The 25,373-nt window shown below is 72.6% G+C and carries 22 protein-coding genes; 13 read left to right on the top strand and 9 right to left on the bottom strand.

The features are described 5' to 3' along the window. Window positions 1–7 precede the first annotated feature (7 nt). The 4 genes from OP04_RS26650 to OP04_RS26635 all read left to right on the top strand — a co-directional run bounded on the left by OP04_RS26650 (window position 8) and on the right by OP04_RS26635 (window position 3,732). Window positions 8–1,414, top strand: coding sequence for an aldehyde dehydrogenase family protein (locus tag OP04_RS26650; RefSeq protein ID WP_033342554.1), 1,407 nt, complete (start codon window positions 8–10; stop codon window positions 1,412–1,414). Then, the gene (locus OP04_RS26645; protein ID WP_085066789.1) at window positions 1,411–2,514 is read left to right on the top strand and encodes an alcohol dehydrogenase catalytic domain-containing protein; all 1,104 of its coding nucleotides are present in this window, start codon (window positions 1,411–1,413) and stop codon (window positions 2,512–2,514) included. The genes OP04_RS26650 and OP04_RS26645 overlap by 4 nt, the downstream gene beginning before the upstream one ends. A gap of 150 nt (window positions 2,515–2,664) precedes the next feature. After that, a complete protein-coding gene (locus OP04_RS26640; RefSeq protein ID WP_232323748.1) occupies window positions 2,665–2,931 on the top strand; it encodes a hypothetical protein in 267 nt (88 codons plus the stop codon). A gap of 327 nt (window positions 2,932–3,258) precedes the next feature. Continuing rightward, window positions 3,259–3,732, top strand: coding sequence for an aminoacyl-tRNA deacylase (locus OP04_RS26635; protein ID WP_051799078.1), 474 nt, complete (start codon window positions 3,259–3,261; stop codon window positions 3,730–3,732). Here the strand turns inward: OP04_RS26635 and OP04_RS26630 are convergent. Continuing rightward, window positions 3,729–4,292, bottom strand: coding sequence for a DUF305 domain-containing protein (locus OP04_RS26630; protein ID WP_157240372.1), 564 nt, complete (start codon window positions 4,290–4,292; stop codon window positions 3,729–3,731). The two genes, OP04_RS26635 and OP04_RS26630, sit on opposite strands and share 4 nt — an antisense overlap. Before the next feature lie 139 nt (window positions 4,293–4,431). Here OP04_RS26630 and OP04_RS26625 point away from each other — a divergent pair, with 139 nt between their 5' ends. Continuing rightward, on the top strand, window positions 4,432–5,262 hold the full coding sequence (locus tag OP04_RS26625; RefSeq protein WP_033342552.1) for a class I SAM-dependent methyltransferase: 831 nt from the start codon (window positions 4,432–4,434) through the stop codon (window positions 5,260–5,262). Here OP04_RS26625 and OP04_RS26620 read toward each other — a convergent pair. Continuing rightward, the gene (locus OP04_RS26620) at window positions 5,204–6,421 is read right to left on the bottom strand and encodes an ATP-binding protein (protein WP_157240370.1); all 1,218 of its coding nucleotides are present in this window, start codon (window positions 6,419–6,421) and stop codon (window positions 5,204–5,206) included. The two genes, OP04_RS26625 and OP04_RS26620, sit on opposite strands and share 59 nt — an antisense overlap. Before the next feature lie 115 nt (window positions 6,422–6,536). Between OP04_RS26620 and OP04_RS50130 the strand changes: the two genes are divergently transcribed. Then, window positions 6,537–8,462, top strand: coding sequence for an ATP-binding protein (locus tag OP04_RS50130; RefSeq protein ID WP_198153987.1), 1,926 nt, complete (start codon window positions 6,537–6,539; stop codon window positions 8,460–8,462). A 349-nt stretch (window positions 8,463–8,811) separates the two neighbouring features. Here the strand turns inward: OP04_RS50130 and OP04_RS26610 are convergent, their stop codons facing one another. The 4 genes from OP04_RS26610 to OP04_RS26595 form a co-directional block, all read right to left on the bottom strand. Next, window positions 8,812–9,450: a phosphoribosyltransferase gene (locus OP04_RS26610; protein ID WP_033342550.1), complete on the bottom strand. Its 639-nt coding sequence runs from the start codon at window positions 9,448–9,450 to the stop codon at window positions 8,812–8,814. 1 nt (window position 9,451) lies between these two features. Next, a complete protein-coding gene (locus OP04_RS26605) occupies window positions 9,452–10,123 on the bottom strand; it encodes a dienelactone hydrolase family protein (protein ID WP_033342549.1) in 672 nt (223 codons plus the stop codon). Between the two features lie 63 nt (window positions 10,124–10,186). Further along, window positions 10,187–11,308: an acyl-CoA dehydrogenase family protein gene (locus tag OP04_RS26600; RefSeq protein ID WP_033342548.1), complete on the bottom strand. Its 1,122-nt coding sequence runs from the start codon at window positions 11,306–11,308 to the stop codon at window positions 10,187–10,189. A 76-nt stretch (window positions 11,309–11,384) separates the two neighbouring features. After that, the gene (locus OP04_RS26595; RefSeq protein WP_033342547.1) at window positions 11,385–12,014 is read right to left on the bottom strand and encodes a GntR family transcriptional regulator; all 630 of its coding nucleotides are present in this window, start codon (window positions 12,012–12,014) and stop codon (window positions 11,385–11,387) included. A gap of 41 nt (window positions 12,015–12,055) precedes the next feature. On the opposite strand from OP04_RS26595, the gene OP04_RS26590 reads away from it, so the two are divergent. The 5 genes from OP04_RS26590 to OP04_RS26570 all read left to right on the top strand — a co-directional run bounded on the left by OP04_RS26590 (window position 12,056) and on the right by OP04_RS26570 (window position 17,657). Next, window positions 12,056–13,126, top strand: a complete 1,071-nt coding sequence (locus OP04_RS26590; protein ID WP_033342546.1) for a CaiB/BaiF CoA transferase family protein — start codon at window positions 12,056–12,058, stop codon at window positions 13,124–13,126. Next, window positions 13,123–14,256 (top strand): acyl-CoA dehydrogenase family protein, encoded by a 1,134-nt coding sequence (locus tag OP04_RS26585; protein WP_033342545.1) that lies wholly within the window; start codon window positions 13,123–13,125, stop codon window positions 14,254–14,256. Before OP04_RS26590 ends, OP04_RS26585 begins: the two co-directional genes overlap by 4 nt. A gap of 19 nt (window positions 14,257–14,275) precedes the next feature. After that, window positions 14,276–15,181 carry an oxygenase MpaB family protein gene (locus OP04_RS26580; RefSeq protein ID WP_033342544.1) on the top strand — a complete coding sequence of 302 codons (906 nt, stop codon included), beginning with the start codon at window positions 14,276–14,278 and terminating at the stop codon, window positions 15,179–15,181. 80 nt (window positions 15,182–15,261) lie between these two features. Beyond that, on the top strand, window positions 15,262–16,677 hold the full coding sequence (locus OP04_RS26575) for a P1 family peptidase (protein WP_051799072.1): 1,416 nt from the start codon (window positions 15,262–15,264) through the stop codon (window positions 16,675–16,677). A gap of 86 nt (window positions 16,678–16,763) precedes the next feature. Then, a complete protein-coding gene (locus OP04_RS26570) occupies window positions 16,764–17,657 on the top strand; it encodes an oxygenase MpaB family protein (RefSeq protein ID WP_063746692.1) in 894 nt (297 codons plus the stop codon). A gap of 459 nt (window positions 17,658–18,116) precedes the next feature. On the opposite strand, the gene OP04_RS26565 is transcribed toward OP04_RS26570, so the two are convergent. Both OP04_RS26565 and OP04_RS26560 read right to left on the bottom strand, forming a co-directional pair. Further along, window positions 18,117–19,967 (bottom strand): AMP-dependent synthetase/ligase, encoded by a 1,851-nt coding sequence (locus OP04_RS26565; protein ID WP_033342543.1) that lies wholly within the window; start codon window positions 19,965–19,967, stop codon window positions 18,117–18,119. A 162-nt stretch (window positions 19,968–20,129) separates the two neighbouring features. Then, on the bottom strand, window positions 20,130–21,326 hold the full coding sequence (locus OP04_RS26560; RefSeq protein ID WP_033342542.1) for a TetR/AcrR family transcriptional regulator: 1,197 nt from the start codon (window positions 21,324–21,326) through the stop codon (window positions 20,130–20,132). 118 nt (window positions 21,327–21,444) lie between these two features. Here OP04_RS26560 and OP04_RS26555 point away from each other — a divergent pair, with 118 nt between their 5' ends. Both OP04_RS26555 and OP04_RS26550 read left to right on the top strand, forming a co-directional pair. Beyond that, complete coding sequence (locus OP04_RS26555; protein WP_033342541.1) at window positions 21,445–22,656, top strand: acetyl-CoA C-acetyltransferase; 1,212 nt, start codon at window positions 21,445–21,447, stop codon at window positions 22,654–22,656. Between the two features lie 10 nt (window positions 22,657–22,666). Beyond that, window positions 22,667–24,799, top strand: a complete 2,133-nt coding sequence (locus OP04_RS26550; RefSeq protein ID WP_033342540.1) for a 3-hydroxyacyl-CoA dehydrogenase NAD-binding domain-containing protein — start codon at window positions 22,667–22,669, stop codon at window positions 24,797–24,799. 11 nt (window positions 24,800–24,810) lie between these two features. Here the strand turns inward: OP04_RS26550 and OP04_RS50125 are convergent, their stop codons facing one another. Further along, a complete protein-coding gene (locus OP04_RS50125; RefSeq protein ID WP_051799071.1) occupies window positions 24,811–25,299 on the bottom strand; it encodes a SitI3 family protein in 489 nt (162 codons plus the stop codon). Window positions 25,300–25,373: the final 74 nt, after the last annotated feature.

Raw genomic sequence — 25,373 nt, 5'->3', positions numbered from 1 at the left:
GGCAGTTATGGACCGCTTCTACATCGACGGCGCATGGGTCGCGCCGGCCGGGACGGACACGATCCCGGTCGAGGACCCCACCCACGAGACGATCATCGACCACGTCCCGGCCGGCACCGCCGAGGACGTGGACCGCGCGGTGGCCGCCGCCCGGCGGGCGTTCCCGGCGTGGTCCGCCGCGGACCCGGCCGAGCGCGCCGCCCACCTGGACAAACTCCACACCGTGCTGGCCGGTCAGACCGACGCCATCGCCCGGACGATCGCGCGCGAGCTGGGCACGCCGCTGAAGGTGGCGACCGCGGTGCAGGCCGGGCTGCCGCTGACCGTCCTCCGGTCGTACGCGGACCTGGCCGCACACCCGCTGCCGGAGGAGACGGTCGGCAACTCCACCGTGGTCCGCGAGCCGATCGGCGTGGTCGGCGCGATCACCCCGTGGAACTATCCGCTGCACCAGGTGGTGGCGAAGCTCGCGCCCGCGCTCGCGGCCGGCTGCACCGTGGTGCTCAAGCCGAGCGAGATCACGCCGCTGGTGGCGTACCTGCTCTTCGACGCGATCGACGCCGCCGGCCTGCCGCCGGGCGTGGTCAACCTGGTCACCGGCCACGGCCCGGTCGTCGGCGAGGCGATCGCGGCCCACCCGGACGTGGACATGGTCTCGTTCACCGGCTCCACCGGGGTCGGCGCGCGGATCAGCCACCTGGCCGCGGACCGGATCGCGCGCGTCGCGCTGGAGCTGGGCGGCAAGTCCGCCAACGTGATCCTCGCGGACGCGGACCTGACGAAGGCCGTGAAGGTCGGCGTCGGCAACGCGTTCCTCAACTCCGGCCAGACCTGCACGGCCTGGACGCGCATGCTGGTGCACCGCTCCCGCTACGAGGACGCGGTCGCGCTCGCCGCGGCCACGGCCGCCGGTTACACGCTGGGTGACCCGTTCGCCGAGGGCACCCGGCTCGGCCCGCTCAGCTCGCAGAACCAGAAGAACAGGGTGCGCGGGTACGTCGAGCGGGGCCTCGCCGAGGGCGCGCGCCTGGCCGCCGGCGGTCTGGACGCGTCCGTCCCGGACCGCGGCCACTTCGTGGCGCCGACCGTGCTGGCCGACGTGCTCCCGGACGCCACGGTCGCGCAGGAGGAGATCTTCGGCCCGGTGCTGTCGATCATCCCGTTCGAGGACGACGACGACGCGGTCACGATCGCGAACAACTCGCGGTACGGGCTGGCCGGCGGCGTCTGGTCCGGCGACGAGGAGCGCGCGCTCCGGGTCGCCCGCCGGATGCGCACCGGCCAGGTGGACATCAACGGCGGCCGGTTCAACCCGCTCGCGCCGTTCGGCGGCTACAAGAGCTCCGGGCTCGGCCGTGAGCTGGGCGCGCACGGCCTGCACGAGTTCCTCGAGACCAAGGCCATCCAGCGGTGAGCACTGCGCTCGGACTGATCGCGCGCTCCCCGGAGGCCGGGCTGGCCGTCGAGGAGTTCACGCTTCCGCCGCCCGCCGAGGGCGAGATCGAGGTCGAGATCGGTGCGGCCGGCGTCTGCCACTCCGACCTGTCCATGGTCAACGGCACGCTGGCGCCGTCGTTCCCGCTGGTCCTGGGCCACGAGGCGGCCGGGACCGTGGTCGCGGCCGGCGACGGCGTCACGCGGGCCGCGGTCGGCGACCGCGTGGTGCTGAACTGGTCGCCCCCGTGCCGCGCGTGCTGGCACTGCACGCGCGGCGAGCCGTGGCTGTGCGAGACGTCCGGCGCCCCCTCGGCGCCGCGCGGCACGCTCGCGGACGGCACGCCGCTGCACGTCACGCTGGGCCTCGGCGCGCTCGCCACCCGCGTGGTGATCCCGCAGCGGGCCGCGGTCACGGTCCCGGCCGCGCTCGCGTTCGCCGACGCCGCGCTTCTCGGCTGTGCGGTGCTGACCGGCTTCGGCGCGGTGCGCAACACCGCGCGGGTGCGGCCCGGCGAGTCCGTGGTGGTGTTCGGCATGGGCGGCGTGGGCCTGGCCGTGGTGAGTGCCGCGCGCGCCGCCGGGGCCGGCCCGATCGTGGCCGTGGACGTCTCCACCGCCAAGCAGGAGCTGGCGCTGGCCGCCGGCGCCACGGACTACCTGGTGGCGGACGACAAGCTGAGCCGGGCGGTCCGCGCGGCCACCGGCGGTCGCGGCGCGGACCAGGCGTTCGAGTGCGTGGGCCGGTCCGGCACGATCCGGGCCGCCTACCGGGCCGCGCGCCGGGGTGGCCAGGTCACCGTGGTCGGCATGGGCGGCCGCTCCGACATGGTGGAGTTCTCCGCGCTGGAGCTGTTCCACTCCGGCCGCACGCTGCGGGGCTGCGTCTACGGCGCCGCGGACTTCGACGTGGAGGTCCCGCTGCTCGCCGCAGCCGTGCTGGACGGCTCGCTGGACCTGTCGCCGCTGGTCACCCACCACGACACGCTGGACGGCGCGGCCGAGGCCTTCGATCGGATGCGCCGGGGAGAGGGTGCCCGGACCATCGTTTCGCCGGCAGTCCGCAATGCGCAGCTTTAGTTCGTATTTCGGATATGACCATTCAGGCGATAGGCGACACAGCCGTTCGCCGCACCGCTTGTCCGCCGATCCGGTACGTAGTTGGGAGTTAGGTAGATCACAACAGTGCTACGTTGAAAAAGAGTAGGAGCTAGCAGCGGGGACATGGTGATGACAACAGTTGACGATCTGGCTGCAGAGGCGCTCTTCGTCTCGCATCTGCAGCCGTCGCAGCACCCCACCTGCGAGGCGGTCCAGGCCGAAGTGACCCGGATGATCCTGTGCCTCGGCAGTGAGGGGTGCGCCGCCTCGATGGCGGCTCACTTCGGCGACGACCCGGAGACCGCCGTGCGACGCATGGTGTGGGTCCGCGGCACGCTCGCCATGGCATATCCGGAGATCACCGCGTTGCGTCAGGCCACGGCCGTCGCACGCTGAACAGGCGCCCGGCACCCGCGGAGGCCGGGCTCACGGCTTCTTCCGCCCGCCCGGACGGCCGGCCCCGGTGACCGGCCCCACCGGCGGGCGGGGACTGATTCCCAGTGACGGCATCTCACCGTCGCGGATCACGGGCACGATCGGCGCCCGCCTGGTGCGCGTGTCCGGCGCGTCTGCATAGGGCTGCATCGGTGACGACCCCCTCGGCTCGTGCCGATCACGCGGACCGGCAGAGATTGAGACGCGAGCCGCGCGTGCGAGGTTCCGGATGGCGATGTCCGCCACTGACGGGAACCGTACCGTGGCATCAATGCTTTGATCTTTGTCATGAGCGACACCCCAGCCGTACGCGCGGTCGCGGCCGCCGGCATCACCCACCAGGTCATCTCGCACGGGCCGGTGCGGAGCCTCGCCGAGGCCGCCGCCGCACGGAACGCCGAGATCCGTGACGTGGTCAAGACGATCGTGGTGCGGCGCGGTGCGGACGACTACCTGTTCGTGCTGGTCCCGGGCGGACGGGTGATCTCCTGGCCGAAGCTGCGCACGCTGCTCGGCGTCAGCCGCCTCTCCCTGCCGGACGCCGCCACCGCGAAGGACGCCACCGGGTACGAGCGCGGCACCATCACCCCGTTCGGCGCGACCACGGCCTGGCCGGTGATCGCGGACGAGCGCATCGCCGGGCGGCAGATCTCGCTCGGCGGCGGCGCGCACGGCACCGCGATCACGCTGGCCGCGGACGACGCGGTCACCGCGCTCACCGCCACCGTCGCCGACGTGACCGACCCGGAGCCGGAGTCCTAGACCGCGCTCTCCAGCTCGGCCAGATCCTTCGTGCGGTCGGCCGCGATGCGGGTGGCGAGCGCGAGCGTGTCGGTGTCCGTGCCGACCTTGCTCTCGCTGCCGGAGACCATCGCGACCTGCGCCAGGTATTCGCGCAGCGCCGTGGCCAGCCCCTCGTCGAACGCCGGGCCCTGGGCCTGTGCCAGCGCGGTCACCTCGTCGGGCGTGACCATGCCCGGCATGTTGTGACCCTCGTGCGGGTTCTCGTCCGGCAGGCCGGTGCGGGTCAGCAGCGCGCGCAGCTCGCCGGCCTCGGTGCGGTGCTGGTCCCGCAGCCGGCCCGCGAGGTCACGCAGCGGCGCGGCCTGGGCGCGCTCGGCGCCGAGGGCCAGCATCGGGATCAGCTGCTCGGTCATCGGGAGCATGAGCTGTATCCAGGCGAGATCCGTACCGTTGAAATTCCCGGTCCGGACTGCTGCCGCCTGGCTCGGTGGCGGCGCCTGCGCCTCGGGAGTTCTCGTGTCGCAGCCGGACGCCAGGGTCAGCACGAGCGCGGCGGCCCACCAGGCCCTGTGTCGCACGATGCACTCCCGGAAGTTGTCGCGCCTCCTGTCGGAAGAGCGCTCTCTGCCGGGCACAGTCTCGCGAGCCGTGCGAAGCCTGTCAACCGTACCCGTTATTTCGGTCGGCGGGAACGCCCGCAGCCGCTAGCCTTCCGCCGTGAGCAGCGACTATCTCGACATCAACCGGCGGAACTGGGACGAGCGCGCCACCCTGCACGTGGACACGGAGGGTTATGGCGTGCACCGGTTCGCCGATCCCGCTTTTCTGAGCGACGTGGTCCGGTTCGACCTGCCCCGGCTCGGCGACATCAGCGGGCTCGACGTCGTGCACCTCCAGTGCCACATCGGCACGGACACGATCTCGCTGGCCCGGCTCGGCGCGCGGATGACCGGCCTGGACTTCTCCCCCACCGCGCTGACCGAGGCGCGCCGGATCGCGGCGGACGCGGGCGCGGACGTGGAGTTCGCCGAGTCCGACGTCTACGGCGCGGTCGGCACGCTCGGCGGCGCCCGGTTCGACCTGGTCTACACCGGCATCGGGGCGATCGGCTGGCTGCCCGACATCCGGCGCTGGGCACAGACCGTGGCCGGGCTGCTGCGACCCGGCGGGCGGCTGTTCATCCGCGAGGGCCACCCGATGCTCTGGGCGATCAACGAGCTGCGCGACGGCGACGGGCTCTCCGTCGAGTACCCGTACTTCGAGACGCCGGAGCCGATGGTCTGGGACGAGGCCGACACCTACTTCGACACCGGCGGGAAGAAGCTGACCAACACGGTCACGCACAGCTGGAACCACGGGCTCGGCGAGATCGTCACCGCGCTGTTCGACGCCGGGATGCGGCTGACCGCGCTGGTCGAGCACGACTCCGTACCGTGGAACGCGCTGCCCGGGAAGATGCACACGGCCGGCGAGTTCGACGAGTGGCACCTCACGGACCGTCCGGCGCGCCTGCCGTTGACGTACACGCTGCAGGCAGTGAGATCGTGAACTCCGTGCCGCCGCCCTCGCGCGGCGCCGCGGAGATCGCGCCGCCGTGCGCGTCCACGATCGCCTTGGTGATCGCCAGGCCCAGCCCGGTGCCCTTGATCCCCCGCTCCACCGCGGTACGGGTGCGGAAGAACCGTTCGAAGAGCAGCGGGAACTCCTCCGGGGGCACGCCGATCCCGGTGTCCGCCACGGTCAGCCGCGCCCGGCCGTCCTCGATGGCCGCGGTCACCCGTACGGCGCCGCCGGGCGGTGTGTACTTGACCGCGTTGGAGAGCAGGTTGCCGACCACCTGACGCAGGCGCAGCGGATCGCCGAAGACCGGCAGGTGCTGGCCGATCTCCGCGGAGATCACGATGTTGCGCTCCGCCGCGGCCGGCGCGTGCTCGTCCACGGCCTCGCGGACCAGGCGGCCGAGCGGCACCGGCCGGGAGACGATGCCGATGTGGCCGGAGTCGAGCGCGGCCAGGTCCAGCAGGTCGCCGACCAGGCGCTCCAGGTCCGCGCTCTTCCGGTCGATCACGCCGGCCCAGCGGCGGTGCAGGTCGGCCAGCGCGGGGTCGTCGAGAAGCACCTCGGCGTACCCGCGGATCGCCGCGATCGGGCCGCGCAGCTCGTGGCTGACCACCGCGACCAGATCCTCACGCATCCGGTCCAGGCCGCGGTCGCGCAGCTCGGAGCAGGCCAGGCGCAGCGCGATCTCGTGCGTGACGGTCTCGGCCAGGTCCGCCACCTGCCGCATGCGGTCCGCGGGCCAGTCGCGCGGCACCGCGTCCACCACGCACAGCGCGCCGACCACGTCGCCGCCGGGCGCGCGGACCGGGAAACCGGCGTAGGCGATCACGCCCGCGGCCGCGCTGTCGTGCAGCACCGGGTCGGCGCGCGTGTCCCGGACGACCAGGGACACCTCGTCGCGTACCACGAAACGACAGAGCGACCGGTCGAGCGGTACCTCGGTGTCCCAGTCGTCCGGCGCGCCGGCCACGATGAACTGCCGGTCCGCGTCGATCAGCGACAGCAGCGACATCGGCGCCTCCGCGACCTGCCCGGCCAGCGCGGTGAGACGGTCCAGCGAGACGGCCTCCGCCGCGGCCGCGAGCCGGGCAGCCCGCAGCGCACGCAGCCGTACGGGATCGTCCAGCCGGCGCCCCACCGTTGTCACCACCCCTGCCCTATCGGTCGGCGATCGGACCGGTTGAGAGGTGTCCGCCAAAAGCTCAGGTTTCCGGCCGCGAGGCCGTATGGGTCGCAGGAGGGCACACTACGACTGGAGAGAGATGCGCGCAGCATGGTGGCGTAGTGCTCCGCGTGGATCCGCGGTCCGGCAGCTCGTGGTCGGGTTCACCGTGCTCACGCTGCTCCTGCTGGTCGCCGGCGTGGTCCGCGGCGTCATGATCGGCAAGCTGACCGCGTCGGCGCGCGTCCTCACCGAGACGATCTACCCGGCCGGGGCCGCGAACACACGGGCGCTGCAGGCGCTCACGGACGCGGAAACCGGCATCCGGGGCTATCAGCTGACCGCGGACGCGCGGTTCCTCGACTCGTACCACCGGGGATCCGCCGAGTTCGCGCCCGCGATCGACGAGGCACTGCGGCACGCCGAGGACCCCGCGCTCCGGCGTCTGCTGCAGACCGAGCGCGAGCTGGGCGAACGCTGGCTGGCCGAGTTCGCGGCGCCGATCGCGGCCGGGCCGGGCGGGCCCGCGGCCGTGAGCACGGCGTGGGACGCGGTCGGCGAACAGTGGTCCGACCGGTTCCGGGAGGCGAACCGGGAGGCGTCCGCCTGGCTGGCCGGCAAGCAGGGCCAGGTGGTCGGCACGATCGGCGAGCTGGTCCCGGTCCTGGACATCGCCACCGCCGTGCTGTCGCTGGTCAGCGTCGTGTTCGTGCTGGTGCTGGCCGTGCGCGTGGTGCGGGGCGTGGCGATGCCGCTGACGAACCTCACGCGTACGCTGCGCCGCCTCGCCGCGGCCGAGCACGGCGCGCGCATCCGCGTCTCCGGGCCCGCGGAGCTGCGCGAGGCCGGCACGTCGCTGAACACGCTCGCCGAGGAGAGCGACCGCCTGCGCCGCCTCCAGCACCAGCAGCTGGAGACGCGCGCGCTGGCCCGTGCGATCGGCAGCGCGATCGGCGACGCGCTGGAGACGGACGTCATCCTCCAGGAGGTCGTCGACCGGCTCGGCACCGCGCTGCGCGCCGACCGCGTCTGGGTGCGGCTCGGCGGCGGCACCCCGCGGGCCGCGCAGTGGCACCGGCCCGGCCTGGAGCCGATGCTGCTGGACCGGTCCGTACCGGTGAAGGATCTCAGCCGTCAGGTCGGCGTGACGGACGAGGCCCGCGGCGTGATCAGCGTCGAGCTCGACCCGCGCCGCGACGTCACGGACGACGACCGCCAGCTGCTGGACCTGGTCGTCGAGGACCTGAACCGGGCGCTGCACCACGCCGCGCTCTACGCGCAGCAGCGTGCCGTGGTCGGGGAACTGCAGGCGCTCGACCGGCACAAGGACGAGTTCGTCTCCACCATCTCGCACGAGCTGCGGACGCCGCTGACCAGCATCCAGGGCTATCTTGAGGCGATCCAGGACGACATGTCCGCGATCCCGTCCGCGCAGCAGCGCATGCTCGGCGTCGTCGACCGCAACGCGCGCCGGCTGCTCAACCTGGTCGAGGATCTGCTCACGCTCTCCCAGGTGGAATCGGCCGGCGAGGAGCTGGACAAGCGCCCGGTCCGCATCGCCAGCGTGGTCGACCTGGCCGCCACGTCGCTCGCGCCGATGGCCGACAGCGCCGGGCTGTCCTTCACCATCGACAACCGCGCCCGTGACGCGCACGTCGACGGCAACCCGGAACTGCTCGAACGCGCGGTCCTCCACCTGCTCTCCAACGCGATCAAGTTCACCCCCAGCCAGGGCCAGGTGATCATCCGCTGCGCGCTGCCGGCCGGCCGCCCCGACCTGGTCGAGATCACGGTCAGCGACACCGGCATGGGCATCCCCGCGGACGACCAGGCCAACCTCTTCCGCCGCTTCTACCGCGCCGCCAACGCCAGCGAGCAGGCCATCCAGGGCTCCGGCCTCGGCCTCGCCATCACCCGCAGCATCATCGAGGGCCACGGCGGCGACATCACCCTGGTCTCCGAGCTCGGCGCCGGCACCCACGTGACGATCAGCCTCCCGACGACCATGGTCCCCGCACTGATTTAAAATTATAAATGCCTATTTGATCTCACATTGCCTGCCGAGGCCTTCGGGCGCGAAGCGCCCGGACCCAGGCGAGCGATCCCGGCGGCGCGGCCGGGAAGCCACGGGATCGGGAATCGCGGGCTCTTGGGGTGACCAACGACGGAACCGGCTCCGATCGGCGGGCCGAAGCGGAGCGCCGGCGGAGTCTTCGGCACGTCGGAGGTTGGCCCGCGGGAGCAACGCTGCCGGACCACGCCGGAAGCGGGAAATCCTGATCGTGGGGTCTGTGGCTCGGCCCCAGATCAGCAGAGCGCCCGCGGGCGCATACGGACCGCGGCCACGCCGGAAGCAAAAAATCTGCTGCGCGGGTTCAGGGTGTGAGGGCGGCGTGGACGTCGGCGTCGGTGAGCTGGGTGAAGTCGTCGTAGTAGGCGCCGACGGCGCGGAAGTCGGCGGGGCAGTGCAGGCAGAGGACGGCGTCGGATTCGCGGAGGAGCAGCGCGCGGGCCTCGGGCGTGCAGACGGGGACGGCGACGGCCAGGTGGGCGGGGTGGTCGGCGCGCAGCGCGCGGACGGCCGCGAGCGCGGTGACGCCGGTGGCGAGGCCGTCGTCGACCAGGATGACGACGCGGGCGGTGACGGAGAGGCCGGGGCGGGTGCCGCGGTAGGCGGCGAGGCGGCGGCGGACCTCGGCACGTTCGCGGACGACGTCGGGGGCCAGGTCGTGCGGGGCGAGGCCGAGGCGGTCGAGCGAGCGCGTGTCGAAGATCGGGTCGCCGGAGCCGGAGACCGCGCCGATGCCGAACTCCGGGTGTCCGGGCGCGCCGATCTTGCGGGCGACGGTCAGGTCCAGGTCGCCGCCGACCGCGCGGGCGATGATCGCGGCCATCGGTACGCCACCGCGTGGGAGTCCCAGGATCAGCGGGCGGGTGGCGGGCAGCGTGGCGAGGTGCGCGGCCACCTCGGCGGTGAGCCGGTGGGCGGCGTCGACGCGGTCGGCGAAGCGCACGTCAGCCCTTGCGCAGATGGTCGGCGAACCAGACCGACGCCGCGGACGAGACCTGTTCCAGCGTGCCCTCCTCCTCGAAGAGGTGCGTCGCGCCGGGGATCATCAGCAGGTCGGAGACGGTGGTGAGCTGCGTGCGGGCGTCCCGGTTGAGCGCCATGACCTCGGGGTCGTGCTCACCCACGACGAGCAGCGTCGGCGCGGCCACCTGGACCAGCGCGGGCCCGGCCAGGTCGGGGCGTCCGCCGCGGGAGACGACCGCGCGGACCAGGTCGCGGCGCGCGGCCGCGGCCACCAGTGCGGCGGCGGCACCGGTGCTGGCGCCGAAGAGGCCGATCGCGGGCGGCACGTCGGGCTCGTGATTGCCCTGGTACGGCTGTCCGCGGCGCCAGTCCTGCGCCTGGATCCAGTCGATGATGCCGATCAGCCGGTCCGCGAGCAGGCCGATGTCGAACCGGCGGTCGCCCTCGTCCCGGGTCAGCAGGTCGGGAAGGATGGTGCCGAGGCGGCGGCGGTGCAGCTCCTCCGCGACGACCGTGTTGCGCGGGCTGTGCCGTGAGCTGCCGCTGCCGTGCGCGAACAGCACCACGCCGATCGCCTCGGCCGGCATCACGATGTCGGCGGTGAGGCGGACCCCGGCGGTCTCGATGCCGGTGGCGAGCGTCTGGAGTCCCATCTCGATCAACCCCCTCTGACCTGCGGATAGGTCTGGCTACCCGCGTGCGCCTGAGGTAAACGGCTACAGCCCGTACGTCTTGCCGATGATGTCGCGCTGGATCTCGCTGGTGCCGCCGTAGACCGTGGAGACCAGCGCGGCGCGCACGTGCCGTTCCATGTCGAACTCGGTCGCGTACCCGTAGCCGCCCATCATCTGCATGCCGTCCAGCGCGACGCGGCGCGCCGTCTCCGTGGCCTTGAGCTTGACCATGGACGACTCGCGGGGCAGCACGCGCGCGGGGTCGAGGTCCACCAGCTGCGCGGTGCGGTAGACGAGCAGCCGGGTGCACTCGATCTCGACCGCGAGGTCCGCGATGCGGTGGCGGAGCGCCTGGAAGCTGCCGATCGGCCGGCCGAACTGGCGGCGCTCCCTGATGTAGCCGAGCACGTCGTCGAACGCACGGCGCGCGGTGCCGAGCATGACCGCCGCGAGGATGAGGCGCTCCACGTTGAGACCGGCCATCAGCTGTTTCCAGGCGGCGCCGGGCGTGCCGACCACGGCGTCCGCGGCGACGCGGCACCCGGTGAACCACAGGTCGTTGACCTCGCGGCCGCCCATCGTGTCGATGCCGGAGATCCGCAGACCGGCCGCGTCCGCCGGGACGAGGAGCATGGTGAGCCCGTCGTGCGCGCCGGGGGCGCCGTCGGTGCGCGCGACCAGCAGGATCTCGTCCGCGAAGTGGGCGTTGGAGCACCAGGTCTTCTGGCCGTCGATGATCCAGCCGTCGTCGTCCTGAGCCGCGCGGCAGGCGAGCGCGGCGACGTCGGAGCCGGCGTCCGGCTCGGACATGGAGATCGAGTAGGTGCGGCCGGCCTCCAGGCCCTTGCGGATGTGCGCCTTCTGCGCGTCGGTGCCGAACCGCTCGACCGCGCCGGCGACGATCAGCGACGTGGTGTAGCCGCCGATCGGCAGCATGCCGTAGGCCGTCTCCTCCAGGAAGACGCACGCGTCGGTCATGCCGCCGGCGCCGAGCCAGCCGAGCCCGGCCATCTTCTCGTAGAGCCCCTGGTGGTGGGCGTGCCTGCCGTGCTCGGTCAGCTCGTCGCGGCGGGCCCGGGTGCCGGCCTCGCGGCGGCTGAACTCACGGAGCGCCTCGGCGAAGGCCTTCTGCTCGTCGGTCAACTCAACAAGATCGAGCTTCATCGTCAATTCTCCCGCGTCCAGCAGGGCATTGACATCGACCGTAGCATATCAAATATCAAATCTGGGGGTACGGATGTCAGGACCAGACACCCAGGCCGTCGAGGTGTTTGACCAGGCGATCGGCGCCGTCCGTGAAGTGGCGCGTCATCGCCGCGCGTGCCGCATCCGCATCGTGTGAGGTGAATGCGGCCAGCAGCACCTCATGGTCCTCGCGCATCCCGCGCAGCCAGCCCGCGTCCGAGGAGTAGAAGCGCGCCGGGGTGTACCGCGTGGCCGTGTGCAGGAACCAGCTGAGCTTGCGCGCCTCCGCGATCCGGTTCACCGCCCGGTGGAAGTCGAACTCCAGCGACTCCACCTGATCCGCCGCCCGGGTGCGGGTCAAGGCCCGATTCATCACGGTGAGCTGCGCGATCTGCCCGTCCGTGATCCGGGCGGCGACGCGCGAGGCCAGCTCGCCGGCGATGTCGCCCTGCAGCTGGAACACGTCGCGGATGTCCTGCCGGGACAGCGGCGCCACCACGTATCCACGGCGCGGCTCCAGCTCGACCATGTCCTCGCCGCGCAGGTGCAGCAACGCCTCCCGCACCGGCGTGATGCTCACGCCGAGCCGGCCGGCCACCTCTTCGAGCCGGATGCGATCGCCGGGGCGCAGCTCGCCGGACATGATCCGGGCCCGCAGCGCGGCGGCCACTTCTTCCGCGAGCATCCGTTCACATTATCAAATATCGCAATATAAGGGGGTACGGTGTGAGTGGTCCGCTGGACGGGCTCAGGGTCGTCGAGCTGGCCGGGATCGGGCCGGCGCCGTTCGCCGCCATGCTGCTCGCCGACCTGGGGGCGGACGTGGTGCGCGTCGACCGGCCGGGCCCCGGCTCGCCGCTGTCCGGCGATCCGGCGTACGACCTGCTCAACCGCGGCAAACGCTCGGTGCTCGCGGACCTGAAGACACCGGCCGGTGTGGACCGGGTGCTGGCGCTGGCCGCCCGCGCGGACGTGCTGATCGAGGGCTGGCGGCCCGGCGTCGCGGAACGGCTCGGCGTCGGACCGGAGGCGGCACTGGCCCGCAACCCGCGCCTGGTCTACGGGCGGATGACCGGCTGGGGGCAGGACGGGCCGCTGGCGCGGACGGCCGGGCACGACATCGGCTACCTCGCGCTCTCCGGCGCGCTGCACCCGATCGGCAGGGCGGGCGGGCCGCCGCAGGTGCCGGTGAACCTGCTCGGCGACTTCGCGGGCGGGTCGCTCTACCTGGTGGTGGGCGTGCTGGCGGCGCTGCGGTCCGGGACGGGGCAGGTGGTGGACGCGGCCGTAGTCGACGGTGCCGCGCACCTGACCACGATGCTGTCCGGGCTGCTGGCGTCCGGCGCGTGGCGGGACGAGCGCGGGGTGAACCTGCTGGACACCGGCGCGCCGTTCTACGACGTGTACGAGACCGCGGACGGCGGGCACATGGCGGTGGGCGCGCTGGAGCCCCGGTTCTTCGAGGAGTTCGCACGACTGCTCGGGATCGCGCCGGTCTCCCAGACGGACGGGACGCTGCGCTCACGCGTCGCGGCTGCGTTCGCCGGGCGTACCCGTGAGGAATGGTCGAAGGTCTTCGCGGGCAGCGACGCGTGCGTGGCCCCGGTCCTCTCGCTCGCGGAGGCGCCCCACGACGCCCATCTGGCCGCACGTGGGACTTTCGCCGAGCGGGACGGCGTGGTGCAGCCCGCGCCGGCGCCCCGCTTCTCCCGCACGCCGGCCACGCTCGGCCGGCCACCGGCGCTGCCCGGACGGGACACCGACGACGTACTCACCGAATGGGGGCTGGGCTCGTGAAGCGGGAGATCTTCGACGCGGATCACGACGCGTTCCGGCAGCTGGTGGCCACGTTCGTGGCGAAGGAGATCGTGCCGCACCACGCGCGGTGGGAACGGGACGGCATCGTCGACCGGGCGGTCTGGACCGCGGCCGGGCGGGCCGGACTGCTCGGCTTCTTCGTGCCGTCCGAGTACGGCGGCGGGGGCACGGCCGACCTGCGGTTCAACGCGGTGCTCGTCGAGGAGCTGGCGCGCGCCGGGGCTACCGGGCCCGCGTTCTCGCTGCACAACGACATCGTCGGGCCGTACCTGACGTCGCTGGCGAGCCCCGCGCAGAAGGAGCGGTGGCTGCCCGGGTTCTGCACCGGGGAGATCATCACGGCGATCGCGATGACCGAGCCGGGCGCCGGCAGCGACCTGCAGGGCATGCGGACCGTCGCGGTCCGCGACGGCGACGACTGGGTGCTCAACGGGCAGAAGACGTTCATCAGCAACGGCATCATCTCCGACCTGATCATCGTGGCCGCGCGCACGGACCCTGCTGCGGGGCACCGCGGCATCGGTCTGCTGGTGGTCGAGCGGGACATGCCGGGCTTCACCCGCGGCCGCAACCTGGACAAGATAGGGATGCACGCGCAGGACACGGCGGAGCTGTTCTTCTCGGACGTACGCGTGCCGGACTCCAATGTGCTGGGCTCGCCGGGCATGGGATTCGCATATCTGATGCAGAACCTGCCCGCCGAGCGGCTCTCCATCGCGGTCGCCGCCATGGCCGCGGCCGAGGAGATCTTCCGGATCACGCTCGAATACTGCCGGGAGCGGGAGGCGTTCGGCCGCCCGATCGGACGATTCCAGCACAGCCGATTCGTGCTCGCCGAAATCGCCACCGAATTGCAGCTCGGCCGCGTCTTCGTCGACCGGTGCCTGGTCACGCCGGATCTGTCCGCGGCGGACGCGGCCATGGCGAAATGGTGGACGACCGAGCTGCAACAGCGTGTCGTGGACCGCTGTCTGCAGTTGCACGGAGGGTACGGATACATGCGTGAGTACCCGGTCGCACGGGCGTACCTCGACTCTCGCGTCCAGACCATCTACGGCGGGACGACCGAGATCATGAAGGAGGTCATCGGCCGGTCGCTCGGACTGTGAATTCTCTTGTGGAGGCGTCATGCGCGACCGATACCGGTGGCTGCGGGAAATCGAACGGCTCGACCCGGTCCGTGATCACCAGGAGATCTACCGCATCTCCGCCGGCCTGGAATTCCCCTGGGACTACACGCGGGCGCTGGAGTTCGGGCTGTTCCGGACGTACTGCGTGCCCTCGATCTCGGCATTGCTGTCGGCCACCGGTGAATTCCGCGTCCGGCCGCAGCAGCGCTATGACGACACCGCCATTCTGATGGCCGAGATCGCGGCGCACGGCTACGATTCGCCGCGCGGACGGGAAGCACTGCGCGTCGTCAACCGCGCGCACGGCCGTTACGCCATCTCCAACGACGACATGCTGTACGTGCTGTCGACGTTCGTCTACGACCCGATCACCTGGGTGGATCGCTACGGGTGGCGGCGGCTGCATTCGCACGAACGGCTCGCCGCCTATCACTATTACCGCGAGGTCGGCACGCGGATGGGGATCCGTGACATCCCCGATTCCTATGCCTCGTTCAAGAGCTTCAAGGAGGGGTACGAGTCGCGCCGCTTCGTTTTCGCGGAGAGCAACCGGGAGATCGGGGCGTACACGGTCGGCCTGTTCGCCGCGTGGTTCCCGGGATTCCTTCGCCCGGCCGTGCGACTGGCCGTGCGCGGGATGCTGGACCCGCCGATGCTGCGCGCGTTCGGCCTGCGCCCGGCGCCGGCCGTGGTCGGGCTGCTGGGACGTGCCGGGCTGCGGGCGCGGGCGCGGACGGTGCGCTGGTGCCTCCCGGCGCGGACGGTGCCGGTGCTGGCCGTGGCGCCCGCGAACCGGACCTATCCCGGCTACCCGTCGGGCTACCGGCCGTCCGACCTGGGCGCGCCTCCCCCACCGGCGGACATTCCCACACACTGCCTGCGGCCGCCGCGGCCGGATCTGTGAGGTGTGCAGGTGGTGTGCATTCGGTGCACGACTGTGGAGGGCAGGGCCGGATCGCACCACCCGCGCATACCATCGCGGACATGGGCTCCGATCGTGACGACGCCGACCAGTTCCCGCCGAGACCGGCGGCGGGTGTGCCCGCTGCCGCTGGGGGCACGTCCCCCGCGGACGATCGGCCTTCGCCGGATGCCGGTCGGGCCTCGCGGGATTCCGGCCCGGCCGTCGCGTCCGGCAGTGGGCTCGGCGCGACGATCACAACCGGCCATGGACCTGACGCCGCGGTCGCGGCCTCGGCCGACGGCGGATCCGCGTGGATCACCACCGTGCGCCTGCCGGCGGGAGTCCGGGTCGGTCACTGGACCGGCGACGGTACCGGCGTCACGGTCGTGCTGCCGCCGGCCGGCACCGTCGGGTCCGGCGAGGTGCGTGGCGGCGCGCCCGCGACGCGGGAGTTCGAGCTGCTCAAGCCGGAGCGGATGGTCGACCGGGTGGACGCGGTGGTGCTCTCCGGCGGCTCCGCCTTCGGGCTGGCCGCGGCGGACGGCGTGATGCGCGAACTCCGGTCCCGCGGCGAGGGCTTCCCGACCGCGCACGGCCCGGTCCCGATCGTGGTCGGCATGTCCATCTTCGACGCCTCGGTAGCCACCACCCCGCCGGACGCCGCCGCCGGCCGGTCCGCGCTCCTCGACGCCCTGTCCTCGATCGGCGGGACGGTCCCGACCGGTCGCGTCGGCGCCGGCACCGGAGCCGCCAGCGGCCGCTGGCACGGGCGCCTCGACCCCGGCGGCTTCGGCGCCGCCTCCGCACTCGACCCCAGCGGCGCGGTCGTGACCGCCTTCGCCGTGGTCAACGCCCTCGGCTCGATCATCCCCGCTCCCGGGGCCGCTGCCCCCGAGGCCCCCGCACCCGCCCACCTGCCCGCCACGCTCGCCGAGCCGCATGCCACGCCCGCTACGTCGGCTGCACCGTCCGCCGCACATGCCACGCCGCCGGCCACGCCCACCGGGCCCGCCGCGCCGCCGGGCACGCCCACCGGGCCCGCCGCGCCGCCGGGCACGCCCACCGGGCCCGCCGCGCCGGTTGCCGCGCCGAGCGAGGTGCCTCCCGCGTCTGTGGCCTCCCCGGACGGCGCGACGGCTGTCGGGCCGGCGGGGCCGGCCGCCGATCAGCTCGGGACCGCGTCGCCTGGTGACGCTCCGGCGCCGGTGAGGCCCGCCTTCGGACCGGGGACGGGGTCGGGGCGGGAGAACACCACGCTCGTCGTGGTGGTGACGGATGCGGCGCTGGACAAGACCGCAGGCCTGCTGCTCGCGCAGAGCGGGCACGACGGCATGGCACGCGCGCTGCATCCCTCGCACACCCGCTTCGACGGCGACGCGGTGGTCTCGCTCGCCACCGGCAGTCGCCCCCTCGGCGGCGAGAACGACCTCGACACCATCCGCGCCACCGCGATCGAGGTGGTCGCCGCCGCGATCCGCAACGCCGTCCCCACCTGAACCGAGCCCCGTCCCCGCCGGGCGGCGGGCAATGACCAGGCGCATTGTTGTCAGAGGTTGAGCAGGAAGGCAGGGAGAGGCGCGACATGCCGACGGAAGTGAAGGTCCCGGAGCGCGGGTCGGTGGTCTGGCGGTACTTCGGTGACTCGCGGAACATGCTGCTCGGGCCGCCGCTACTGGTGCTCCAGGTGGCGCATCCGGTGGTCGGCGCGGGCGTGCTCCAGCACTCGAACTACCGCGACGAGCCGTGGCAGCGCCTGATCCGCACCTACCTCTCGCTCTCCACCCTGATCTACGGCGGCCGGCGCGGCGCCGCCCGCGAGTCCGCCCGGCTCCGGCACATGCACGAGAAGATCAAGGGTGTGGACGGGCAGGGCCGCCGCTACCACGCGCTCAACCCGGAGGCCTACCTGTGGGTGCACGCCACCCTGGTCCAGGGCGGCGTCGACTCGCACCGGATCTTCGGTCGTCCGCTCACCGACGCGCAGACCGCCGAGTACTACGCGGAGATGCGCCAGGTCGGCCTGCTCCTCGGCCTGCGCGAGCACCACCTCCCCGCGGACTGGGCGGGCTTCCGCGCCTACTACGACGACCGCGTCCTGCACCGCCTGGAGGACAACCAGGCGGTCTGGGACGTGATCGACAGCGTCCGCCGGCCGAAGAAGCCCTGGCGGCACGTACCGGACGTCGTCTGGCGTCCGCTCGGCGCCGCCACCGGCCGACTGGCGTTCCTGGTCCTGGCAGGCGCGCTCCCCCAGGTGATGCGCGACCGCCTCGGCCTGTCCTGGTCCACGGACCAGGAGCGCCGTCTCCGCCGTTTCGCCCGTCTCGTCAGAATCCTGATGTCCCTGGTCATCCCTCCGTTGCGGATAGCCGGTGCGCTCAGCGCCGCGCGAATACAGATGACACTCGCCGACCGCAGGGAACGCCGAGCGGCCGACCGCACCGATCCCTCCCCGGTCGACCTCCCGGTCGGCTGAGGACTCCGCGGTCCCGGCACGGCCAAGCACCAGCCGACCCGGCCTGCCCCGCAGGTAGCACCGCTTTTCCGCAGGACAGGGCCGGCCCGTATCAGCCAGGCGGTCGCAGTGCGAACGGCCCCGCCGCACGGACGCCCCCGCCGCACGGACAGCTCTGCCCTGCGAACGACCTCGCCGCGCGCACAGCCCCGCGCCGCGCACAGCCCCGCCGTGCGAACGACCTCGCCGTGCGAACGGCCTTGCCGTGCGAACGGCCTTGCCGTGCGAACGGCCTTGCCGTGCGAACGGCCTTGCCGTGCGAACGGCCTTGCCGTGCGAACGGCTTCGCCGTGCGCACAGGCCCGCCGCGCGGGGCAGGCCCGCCGCGCGGGGCAGGCTCGCCGACGCTCCGAAGCCGCGGCCGGCGTCGGCGGGAGGGCCGGACGGGAACCAGGCGGCGCGGCGTCGGGTGGCGGCGGGTCAGGTGGGGGACGGGGTGTCGTAGAGGGCGTCGATGGCGTCGGCATGGAGGGTGGAGACGATGCGACGGCGGAGTTTGAGCGTGGGGGTCAGCTCGCCGGACTCGGGGGACCAGGGGGCGGGCATGATGCGGAACGCCTTGACCTGCTCGGGGCGGGCGAGTTTCGCGTTGGCGGCGTCGACCGCGGCCGTGATCTCGGCGCGGAGCAGCGGGTCGGCGGCCAGACCGGGGATGGAGACGTCGGGCAGGCCCCTGGCCTGGGCCCAGAGGGGTGCGATCTCCTCGTCGAGGACGATGAGCGCGGTGACGTAGGGCCGGCGGTCGCCGATGGCCACGGCCTGGCCGATCAGCGGGTGGGCCCGCAGCAGCGACTCGATCTGGGCGGGCGAGATGTTCTTGCCGCCGGAGCTGATGATCAGCTCCTTCTTCCGGTCGGTGATGGTGAGGAAGCCGTCGTCCAGCACGCCGACGTCGCCGGTGGCCAGCCAGCCCTCCGCATCGGTCACCGGGTCGACGCTGCCGTCCGCCGCGAGGTAGCCGGCGCAGACCAGCGGGCCGCGGACCAGGATCTCGCCGTCCTCCGCCAGCCGCACCTCCATGCCGGGGTAGGCGCGGCCGACGCTGCCGGTGCTGAACGCCTCTTTCACGTTGAGCGTGCAGGTGCCGGCGGTCTCGGTCATGCCCCAGACCTCGAAGACGTCGATGCCGAGGCCGGCCAGGTAGAGCAGCACGGGCACCGGGATCGGCGCGGCGCCGCTGCCCGCCCAGATCAGGTTGTCGAGCCCGAGTCTGGCCCGCAGCGGGCGCAACACCGCCTCGTCGAGCGCGGCGGCGCGGGCGGCGAGCTCGGGCGGGACCGGGGTGCCGGCGGCGCGCAGCCGGTAACTCTCCAGCGCGAGGCTGCTGGCCGTCTCGAACGCGGTGCGCACGCTCTGATCGACGGCGGCGATCTGTGCCTGCACGCCGGCCACCATCTTCTCCCAGACGCGCGGCACGCCGAAGAAGGAGGTGGGCCGGACCGCGATCAGCGCGGCGAGCAGCTGTTTCTGGTCAGGGCAGATCGTCACGTGACCGGCGCGGTAGAGCGGGTTGTAGATGCCGAGGATCCGCTCCGCGATGTGGGCGAGCGGCAGGTAGGCCAGCGAGGTCGGATGGTCGGGCGAGTCGATCGAGTCTGCGATCAGCACGCACTGCGCGACGACGTTGTGGTGGGTGAGCACGACACCCTTGGGGTCGCCGGTGGTGCCGGACGTGTAGAGCATCGTGACCGGCTGGCCGGGCTGGACCTCGCGCCACCGCTTCTCGAACGCGCCCGGATCGGCCCGGTGCGCGGCCGCGCCGGCGGACTCCAGGCCGGCCAGCGTGACCACGCGGCCGTCGGGCGAGGGCGGGCCGGAGACGGTCACCACGTGGCGGATCGTGGGGACCTCGGCGAGGATGGGCGCCCAGCGGGCCAGCTCCGCGTCGCCCTCCAGCACCACGATCTCGGCGCGGCTGTGGCGGGCGAGGTAGCCGAGCTGGTCGGGGCTGAGCGTCGCGTAGACCGTGGAGGGGATCGCGCCGAGGTGCACGGCGGCGAGGTCGGTGATCCAGTGCTCGGGCCGGGCCGACATGTTGATCAGCATGCGGTCGCCGGCGCCGAGGCCCAGCGCTTCGAGACCGCGGGCGGTGCGGGCGACCCGGTCGCGCAGCGCGGACCAGGTGAGCGTGTCGGCCGCGCCGAGGGAGGTCAGCGCGGGCAGGCCGGCGAACTCGGTGGCGTTGCGGTGCAGCAGGTGCGGGACGGTCAGGCCGCGCGCGGTCTCGGCGCAGCGTGCGGCACGGTCGGCGGTGTCGACGGTGGACGGCATAGCGGTAGCCTCCTTCGGCGCCGGGCCGAGGACGGCGGCGCAGGGACGGACGGGGACGCGTCGCTCATGTCGAGACTGTAAACGCCGGTTAACTTCCGAGGGAAGCGATTCTGCTCGATCGGTCACGCTGACGCGTTCGGAGGCCGCGAATCGGGATTAACTTCACGCTGTCATGATCAGCATCGCTAGCCGGACCAGGTGCGCGTCCATGCCGGTACGCCGGTCGAAGCGGACCCACCGGCTCAGATCGGTCACCAGGTTGAGCGCCGCATGCACCAGCACCCGGGCCTCCGGCGCCGGCAGCTCCGGCCGCACCTCGGTCAGCAGCCGCACCCACTCCTCCACGTGCAGCCGCTGCACCTTGCGCAGCTCGTGCCGGTCGCCGCCGGGCAGGTTGCTGTTCTCCGCGAGGTAGACGGAGACCAGGTCGCTGCGCTCGAACGTCAGCTCCACGTAGGACTCGGTCAGCCTGCGCAACGCGTCCGCCGCGTCGACGGCGCCGTCCAGCGCGACCGTGGTCGCCTCGGACACCCGCTCGGAGGCACGGTAGAACGCGGCGGCCAGGATGTCCGCCTTGCCGGGGAACACCCGGTACACGCTTGATGCGTTGATGCCCACCCCGCGCGCAATGTCCCCCATCCCCACCGCGTGGTAGCCGTACCGGTGGAACAGCCGGATCGCCTCGGCCAGGACGAGCTCGCGGCGCGCTCCCGGGCGTACCCCCGCGGGATCTTGATCTGGTCTGGGCTTCTTGGTCAGGGGGCGGGGCACGGGCGGCTCGGCGCGCAGCAGCGCGAGACCGACGCGGCGCAACGTCTCCTCGGCACGGCCGCGCGCGATCGCGGCGCGGTGCGTCGAGAGGCTGGCGAAGACGCTCAGCAACGCCCGGACCAGCGCGGACGCGGCCTTCACATCAAGATCTTTCCGAAGCGCCATCAGGGGTACGACGAAGCGGCGCGCCAGCGCCTCCTGGCCCTCCGCGAACTCGGCGCGGTGCACGATCTCCAGGTAGCGCCACTCCCACTGGTAGAGGCCGCCGACGTTGCGGCCCTCGACCGCGACCCTGGCCAGCGCCGTGAGCAGCGCGTCCAGCCGGGCCCCGGGATCGGCCTCGTCCGACTCCACCGCCTCCAGCACGCGCGTGATCAGGCTGCGCGTGGCGAAGACCAGGATGGCGTACTTGCCGGGGAAGTGCCGGTAGACGGCCGGGCCGCTGATGCCGACCGCGGCCGCGATCTCGTCGATGCCGACGCGGTGGTAGCCCCGTGCGCAGAACAATTCGGCCGCGACCAGGGCTATCTGGTCCTTGCGGTTCTTCGGCCGCCGCCGGGACGGGTCGATCGTGTCTGCGCTGCGCACCGGCGGAAGCTTACCGCCGGTGAGGCACGCTTCGCACCGGTGAATTGTTGAAGTGCTTGACACAGAGGCGAAACGTCGCGGAAAGTTAACGGCGGTTCGCACACACCGGGAGGCTTCGATGACCGAGGCGTTCATCTACGACGCGGTGCGCACCCCGCGCGGCCGCGGCAAGAAGACCGGCTCGCTGCACGGGGTCAAACCGATCTCACTCGTCGTCGGCCTGATCGACGAGCTGCGCCGCCGTTTCCCCGGCGTCGATCCGGAGCGCATCGACGACGTGGTGCTCGGCATCGTGTCCCCGCTCGGCGATCAGGGCTCCGACCTGGCCAAGACCGCGGCGATCGCGGCCGGCCTGCCGCCGACGGTCGCGGGCGTGCAGGTCAACCGGTTCTGCGGCTCCGGGCTCGAGGCGGTGAACATCGCGGCGCAGAAGGTCCGCTCCGGCTGGGAGGAGCTGGTGCTGGCCGGTGGCGTGGAGTCGATGTCCCGCGTGCCGATGGGGTCGGACGGCGGTGCCTGGGCGCTCGACCCGGAGACCAGCCTGAGGACCGACTTCATCCCGCAGGGCATCAGCGCCGACCTGATCGCCACGATCGACGGCTTCTCCCGGGAGGATGTGGACCGGTTCGCGCTCCGATCGCAGGCGAGAGCGGCTCAGGCCTGGGCCGAGGGGCGGTTCGCCAGGAGCGTCGTGCCGGTGCGCGACCGCAACGGCCTGCCGATCCTCGACCACGACGAGCACCTCCGCGCCGAGTCCACGCTGGAGGGTCTGGGCGGCCTGAAGCCGTCGTTCGCGCAGATCGGCGCGCAGGGCGGGTTCGACGCGGTGGCGCTGCAGAAGTACCACTGGGTCGAGCGCATCGACCATGTGCACCACGCGGGCAACTCGTCCGGCATCGTGGACGGCGCCGCGCTGGTGCTGGTCGGATCGCAGGCCGCGGGCGAGCGGGCCGGCATGACGCCCAGGGCGCGCATCGTCTCCGCGGCGCTCAGCGGCGCAGATCCGACGATCATGCTGACCGGCCCGGCCCCCGCCTCGCGGAAGGCGCTCGACCTCGCCGGCCTGACCGTCGACGACCTCGACCTGGTCGAGATCAACGAGGCGTTCGCGGCCGTGGTGCTGCACTACGTCGACGACCTGAAGCTCGACCCCGAGCGCGTCAACGTCAACGGCGGCGCGATCGCCATGGGCCATCCGCTCGGCGCGACCGGCGCGATGCTGCTCGGCACGATCGTCGACGAGCTGGAGCGGCGCGGCGGCCGATACGGCCTGGTCACGCTCTGCATCGGCGGCGGCATGGGCATCGCCACGATCGTCGAGCGACTCTAGGAGGCCTGACATGACGTCCACCATCCGCTGGGACCGCGAGGACGACGGCATCGTCGTCCTGACGCTGGACGACCCCGCCCGCGCCGCCAACACCATGAATGCGGCCTACCTGGAGAGCATGGAGCAGACCGTCACCCGGCTGGAGGCGGAGCGCGACACCGTCACCGGCGTGGTGTTCGTGTCCGCGAAGCGGTCCTTCTTCGCCGGCGGCGACCTCGACCAGCTCCGCACGCCCGGCCCGGGTCAGGGGGCGGAGTCGTTCGCGCGGGCCGCGTTCGTGAAGGCGCAGTTCCGCCGGCTGGAGACGCTGGGCCGCCCGGTCGTCGCGGCGCTGAACGGATCCGCGCTCGGCGGCGGCCTGGAGCTGGCGCTGGCCTGTCACCACCGGATCGCGGTCGACGACCCGACGATCGAGGTCGGCTTTCCCGAGGTCACGCTCGGTCTGCTGCCCGGTGCCGGCGGCGTGGTGCGCACCGTCCGCCTGCTCGGCCTGACCACCGCGCTGACCCAGGTGCTGCTGCGCGGCAACCGGCACCGCGCGGCCGCGGCCCACGAGCTCGGGCTGATCTCCGCGCTGGTCCCGGCCGCCGACGACCTGCTCCCCGCCGCCCGCGCGTGGATCCACGCGAATCCCGGCGCGGCCCAGCCGTGGGACGTCAAGGGCTTCAGGATCCCCGGGGGTACGCCGTCGTCGCCCTCGCTCGCGGCGATGCTGCCCGCGTTCCCGGCCACGCTGCGCAAGGAGCTGAAGAACGCGCCCTACCCCGCGCCGCGCAACATTCTGGCCGCCGCCGTCGAGGGCGCGCAGGTCGACGTGGAGACCGCGTTCGTGATCGAGAATCGATACTTCGTGGAGCTGGTCACCGGCCAGATCGCGAAGAACATGATCCAGGCGTTCTTCTTCGACCTGAATGCGGCGAATGCCCGCGACGTCGGCGACGTGCCACCCGCGCACCGGGTCGGCGTGCTCGGCGCCGGCATGATGGGCGCCGCGATCGCGTTCGTGTGCGCCAAGGCCGGGCTCGACGTGGTGCTCAAGGACGTGTCGGTGGACGCGGCCGCCCGCGGCCTCGGCTACTCCCAGCGCCTGGTGGCGAAGGCGGTCTCCCGCGGCCGGCTCACCGAGGCCGCCGGCGCGGAGCTGCTGTCCCGGATCTCCCCGGCGGACGATCCGGCCGCGCTGTCCGGGGTGGACGTGGTGATCGAGGCCGTCTTCGAGGACCCCGCGCTCAAGCACAAGGTCTTCGCCGAGATCGAGGGCGTGGTCGCGCCGGATGCGCTGCTCTGCTCCAACACGTCCACGCTGCCGATCACCATGCTCGCCGAGGGGGTGCGCCGCCAGGCCGACTTCGTCGGGCTGCACTTCTTCTCCCCGGTCGACAAGATGCCGCTGGTCGAGGTCATCCGCGGTGAGCACACCGGCGACGACGCCGTGCGCCGCGCGCTCGCGGTGGTCCGCCGGCTGCGCAAGACGCCGATCGTGGTCAACGACAGCCGCGGCTTCTTCACCAGCCGGGTGATCGGCACGTTCACCAACGAGGGCATCGCGATGCTGGCCGAGGGCATCCCGGCACCGTCGATCGAGCAGGCCAGCAGCCAGGCGGGCTATCCCGCGCCGGTCCTGCAGCTGATGGACGAGCTGACGCTCACGCTCCCGCAGCGCATCCGCCGGGAGAACGCCGCGGCCGCCGGTGCCGCCTGGGCACCGCACCCCGCGGACGCGGTCATCGACCAGCTCATCGACGCGGGCCGGCCCGGCCGGTCCGGCGGCGCGGGCTTCTACGAGTACGAGGACGGCACGCGCACCCGGCTGTGGCCCGGCCTCGCGTCCTACGCGAAGCCCGGTGCCGCGATCCCGTTCGAGGACCTGAAGGAGCGGATGCTCTTCATCGAGGCGATCGAGTCCGTGAAGTGCCTGGACGAGGGCGTGCTCACCTCGGTCCCCGACGCCAACATCGGCTCGATCCTCGGCATCGGCTACCCGGGCTGGACCGGCGGCGTCCTGCAGTACATCAACCAGTACGAGGGCGGCCTCCCCGGTTTCGTCACCCGCGCCCGCGAGCTGGCCGAGCGCTACGGCGACCGTTTCACCCCGCCGCGCCTGCTGCTGGAGAAGGCGGAGCGGGGCGAGCGCTTCGAGTGACGTGGCGGTGATCAGCCGCGGATCACCGCGTGCAGGCCGGAGTAGTGGTCCCACCAGTCGGCACGCCGATACTTGACCAGCGTGCCGGCGACGCGGGTCAGCAGCACGACGTCCCCGTTCAGCACCAGGGCGGCATCCTCCGCGCCGGTCTCCAGCACCCGGCCGACCACGGTCAGCATGGTCCGCAGCGACTGCGCGGAGCGGTCGAACTCCACGTTCTTCTCCATGTCGAAGCTGACCGTGGTGTGCGCGCCGAGTTCCCAGCCGTCCGGGCCGAGGTCGACCAGCCCCCGGTCCCGGGACACGATCGTGAGACAGAAACCATGGCTCCGATACAGATCCACGCTCAGCAGATCCGCGCCCACCAGGCCCGCGCTCGACAGGCCCGCGCTCGACGAGCCCGCGCTCGACAGGCCCGGTGCGAGCTCCGGCATCGCGCGCGCCGCCACCGCCGCGGACGACCGGCGCCCGGCGAGGCTCAGCCGATACTCGATCCCCATGCACAGCCTCCCGCGCCTTGACGACATCGCTACTCTACTCGTAGACGAGTAATCGCCAGCGAGCATCAGCGAGG

The sequence above is a fragment of the Catenuloplanes japonicus genome (assembly GCF_000717135.1).
Taxonomy (GTDB): Bacteria; Actinomycetota; Actinomycetes; order Mycobacteriales; family Micromonosporaceae; genus Catenuloplanes; species Catenuloplanes japonicus.
The sequence above is the reverse complement of the archived record's forward strand: the minus strand, read 5'-3'. Positions and strand labels throughout refer to the sequence as shown.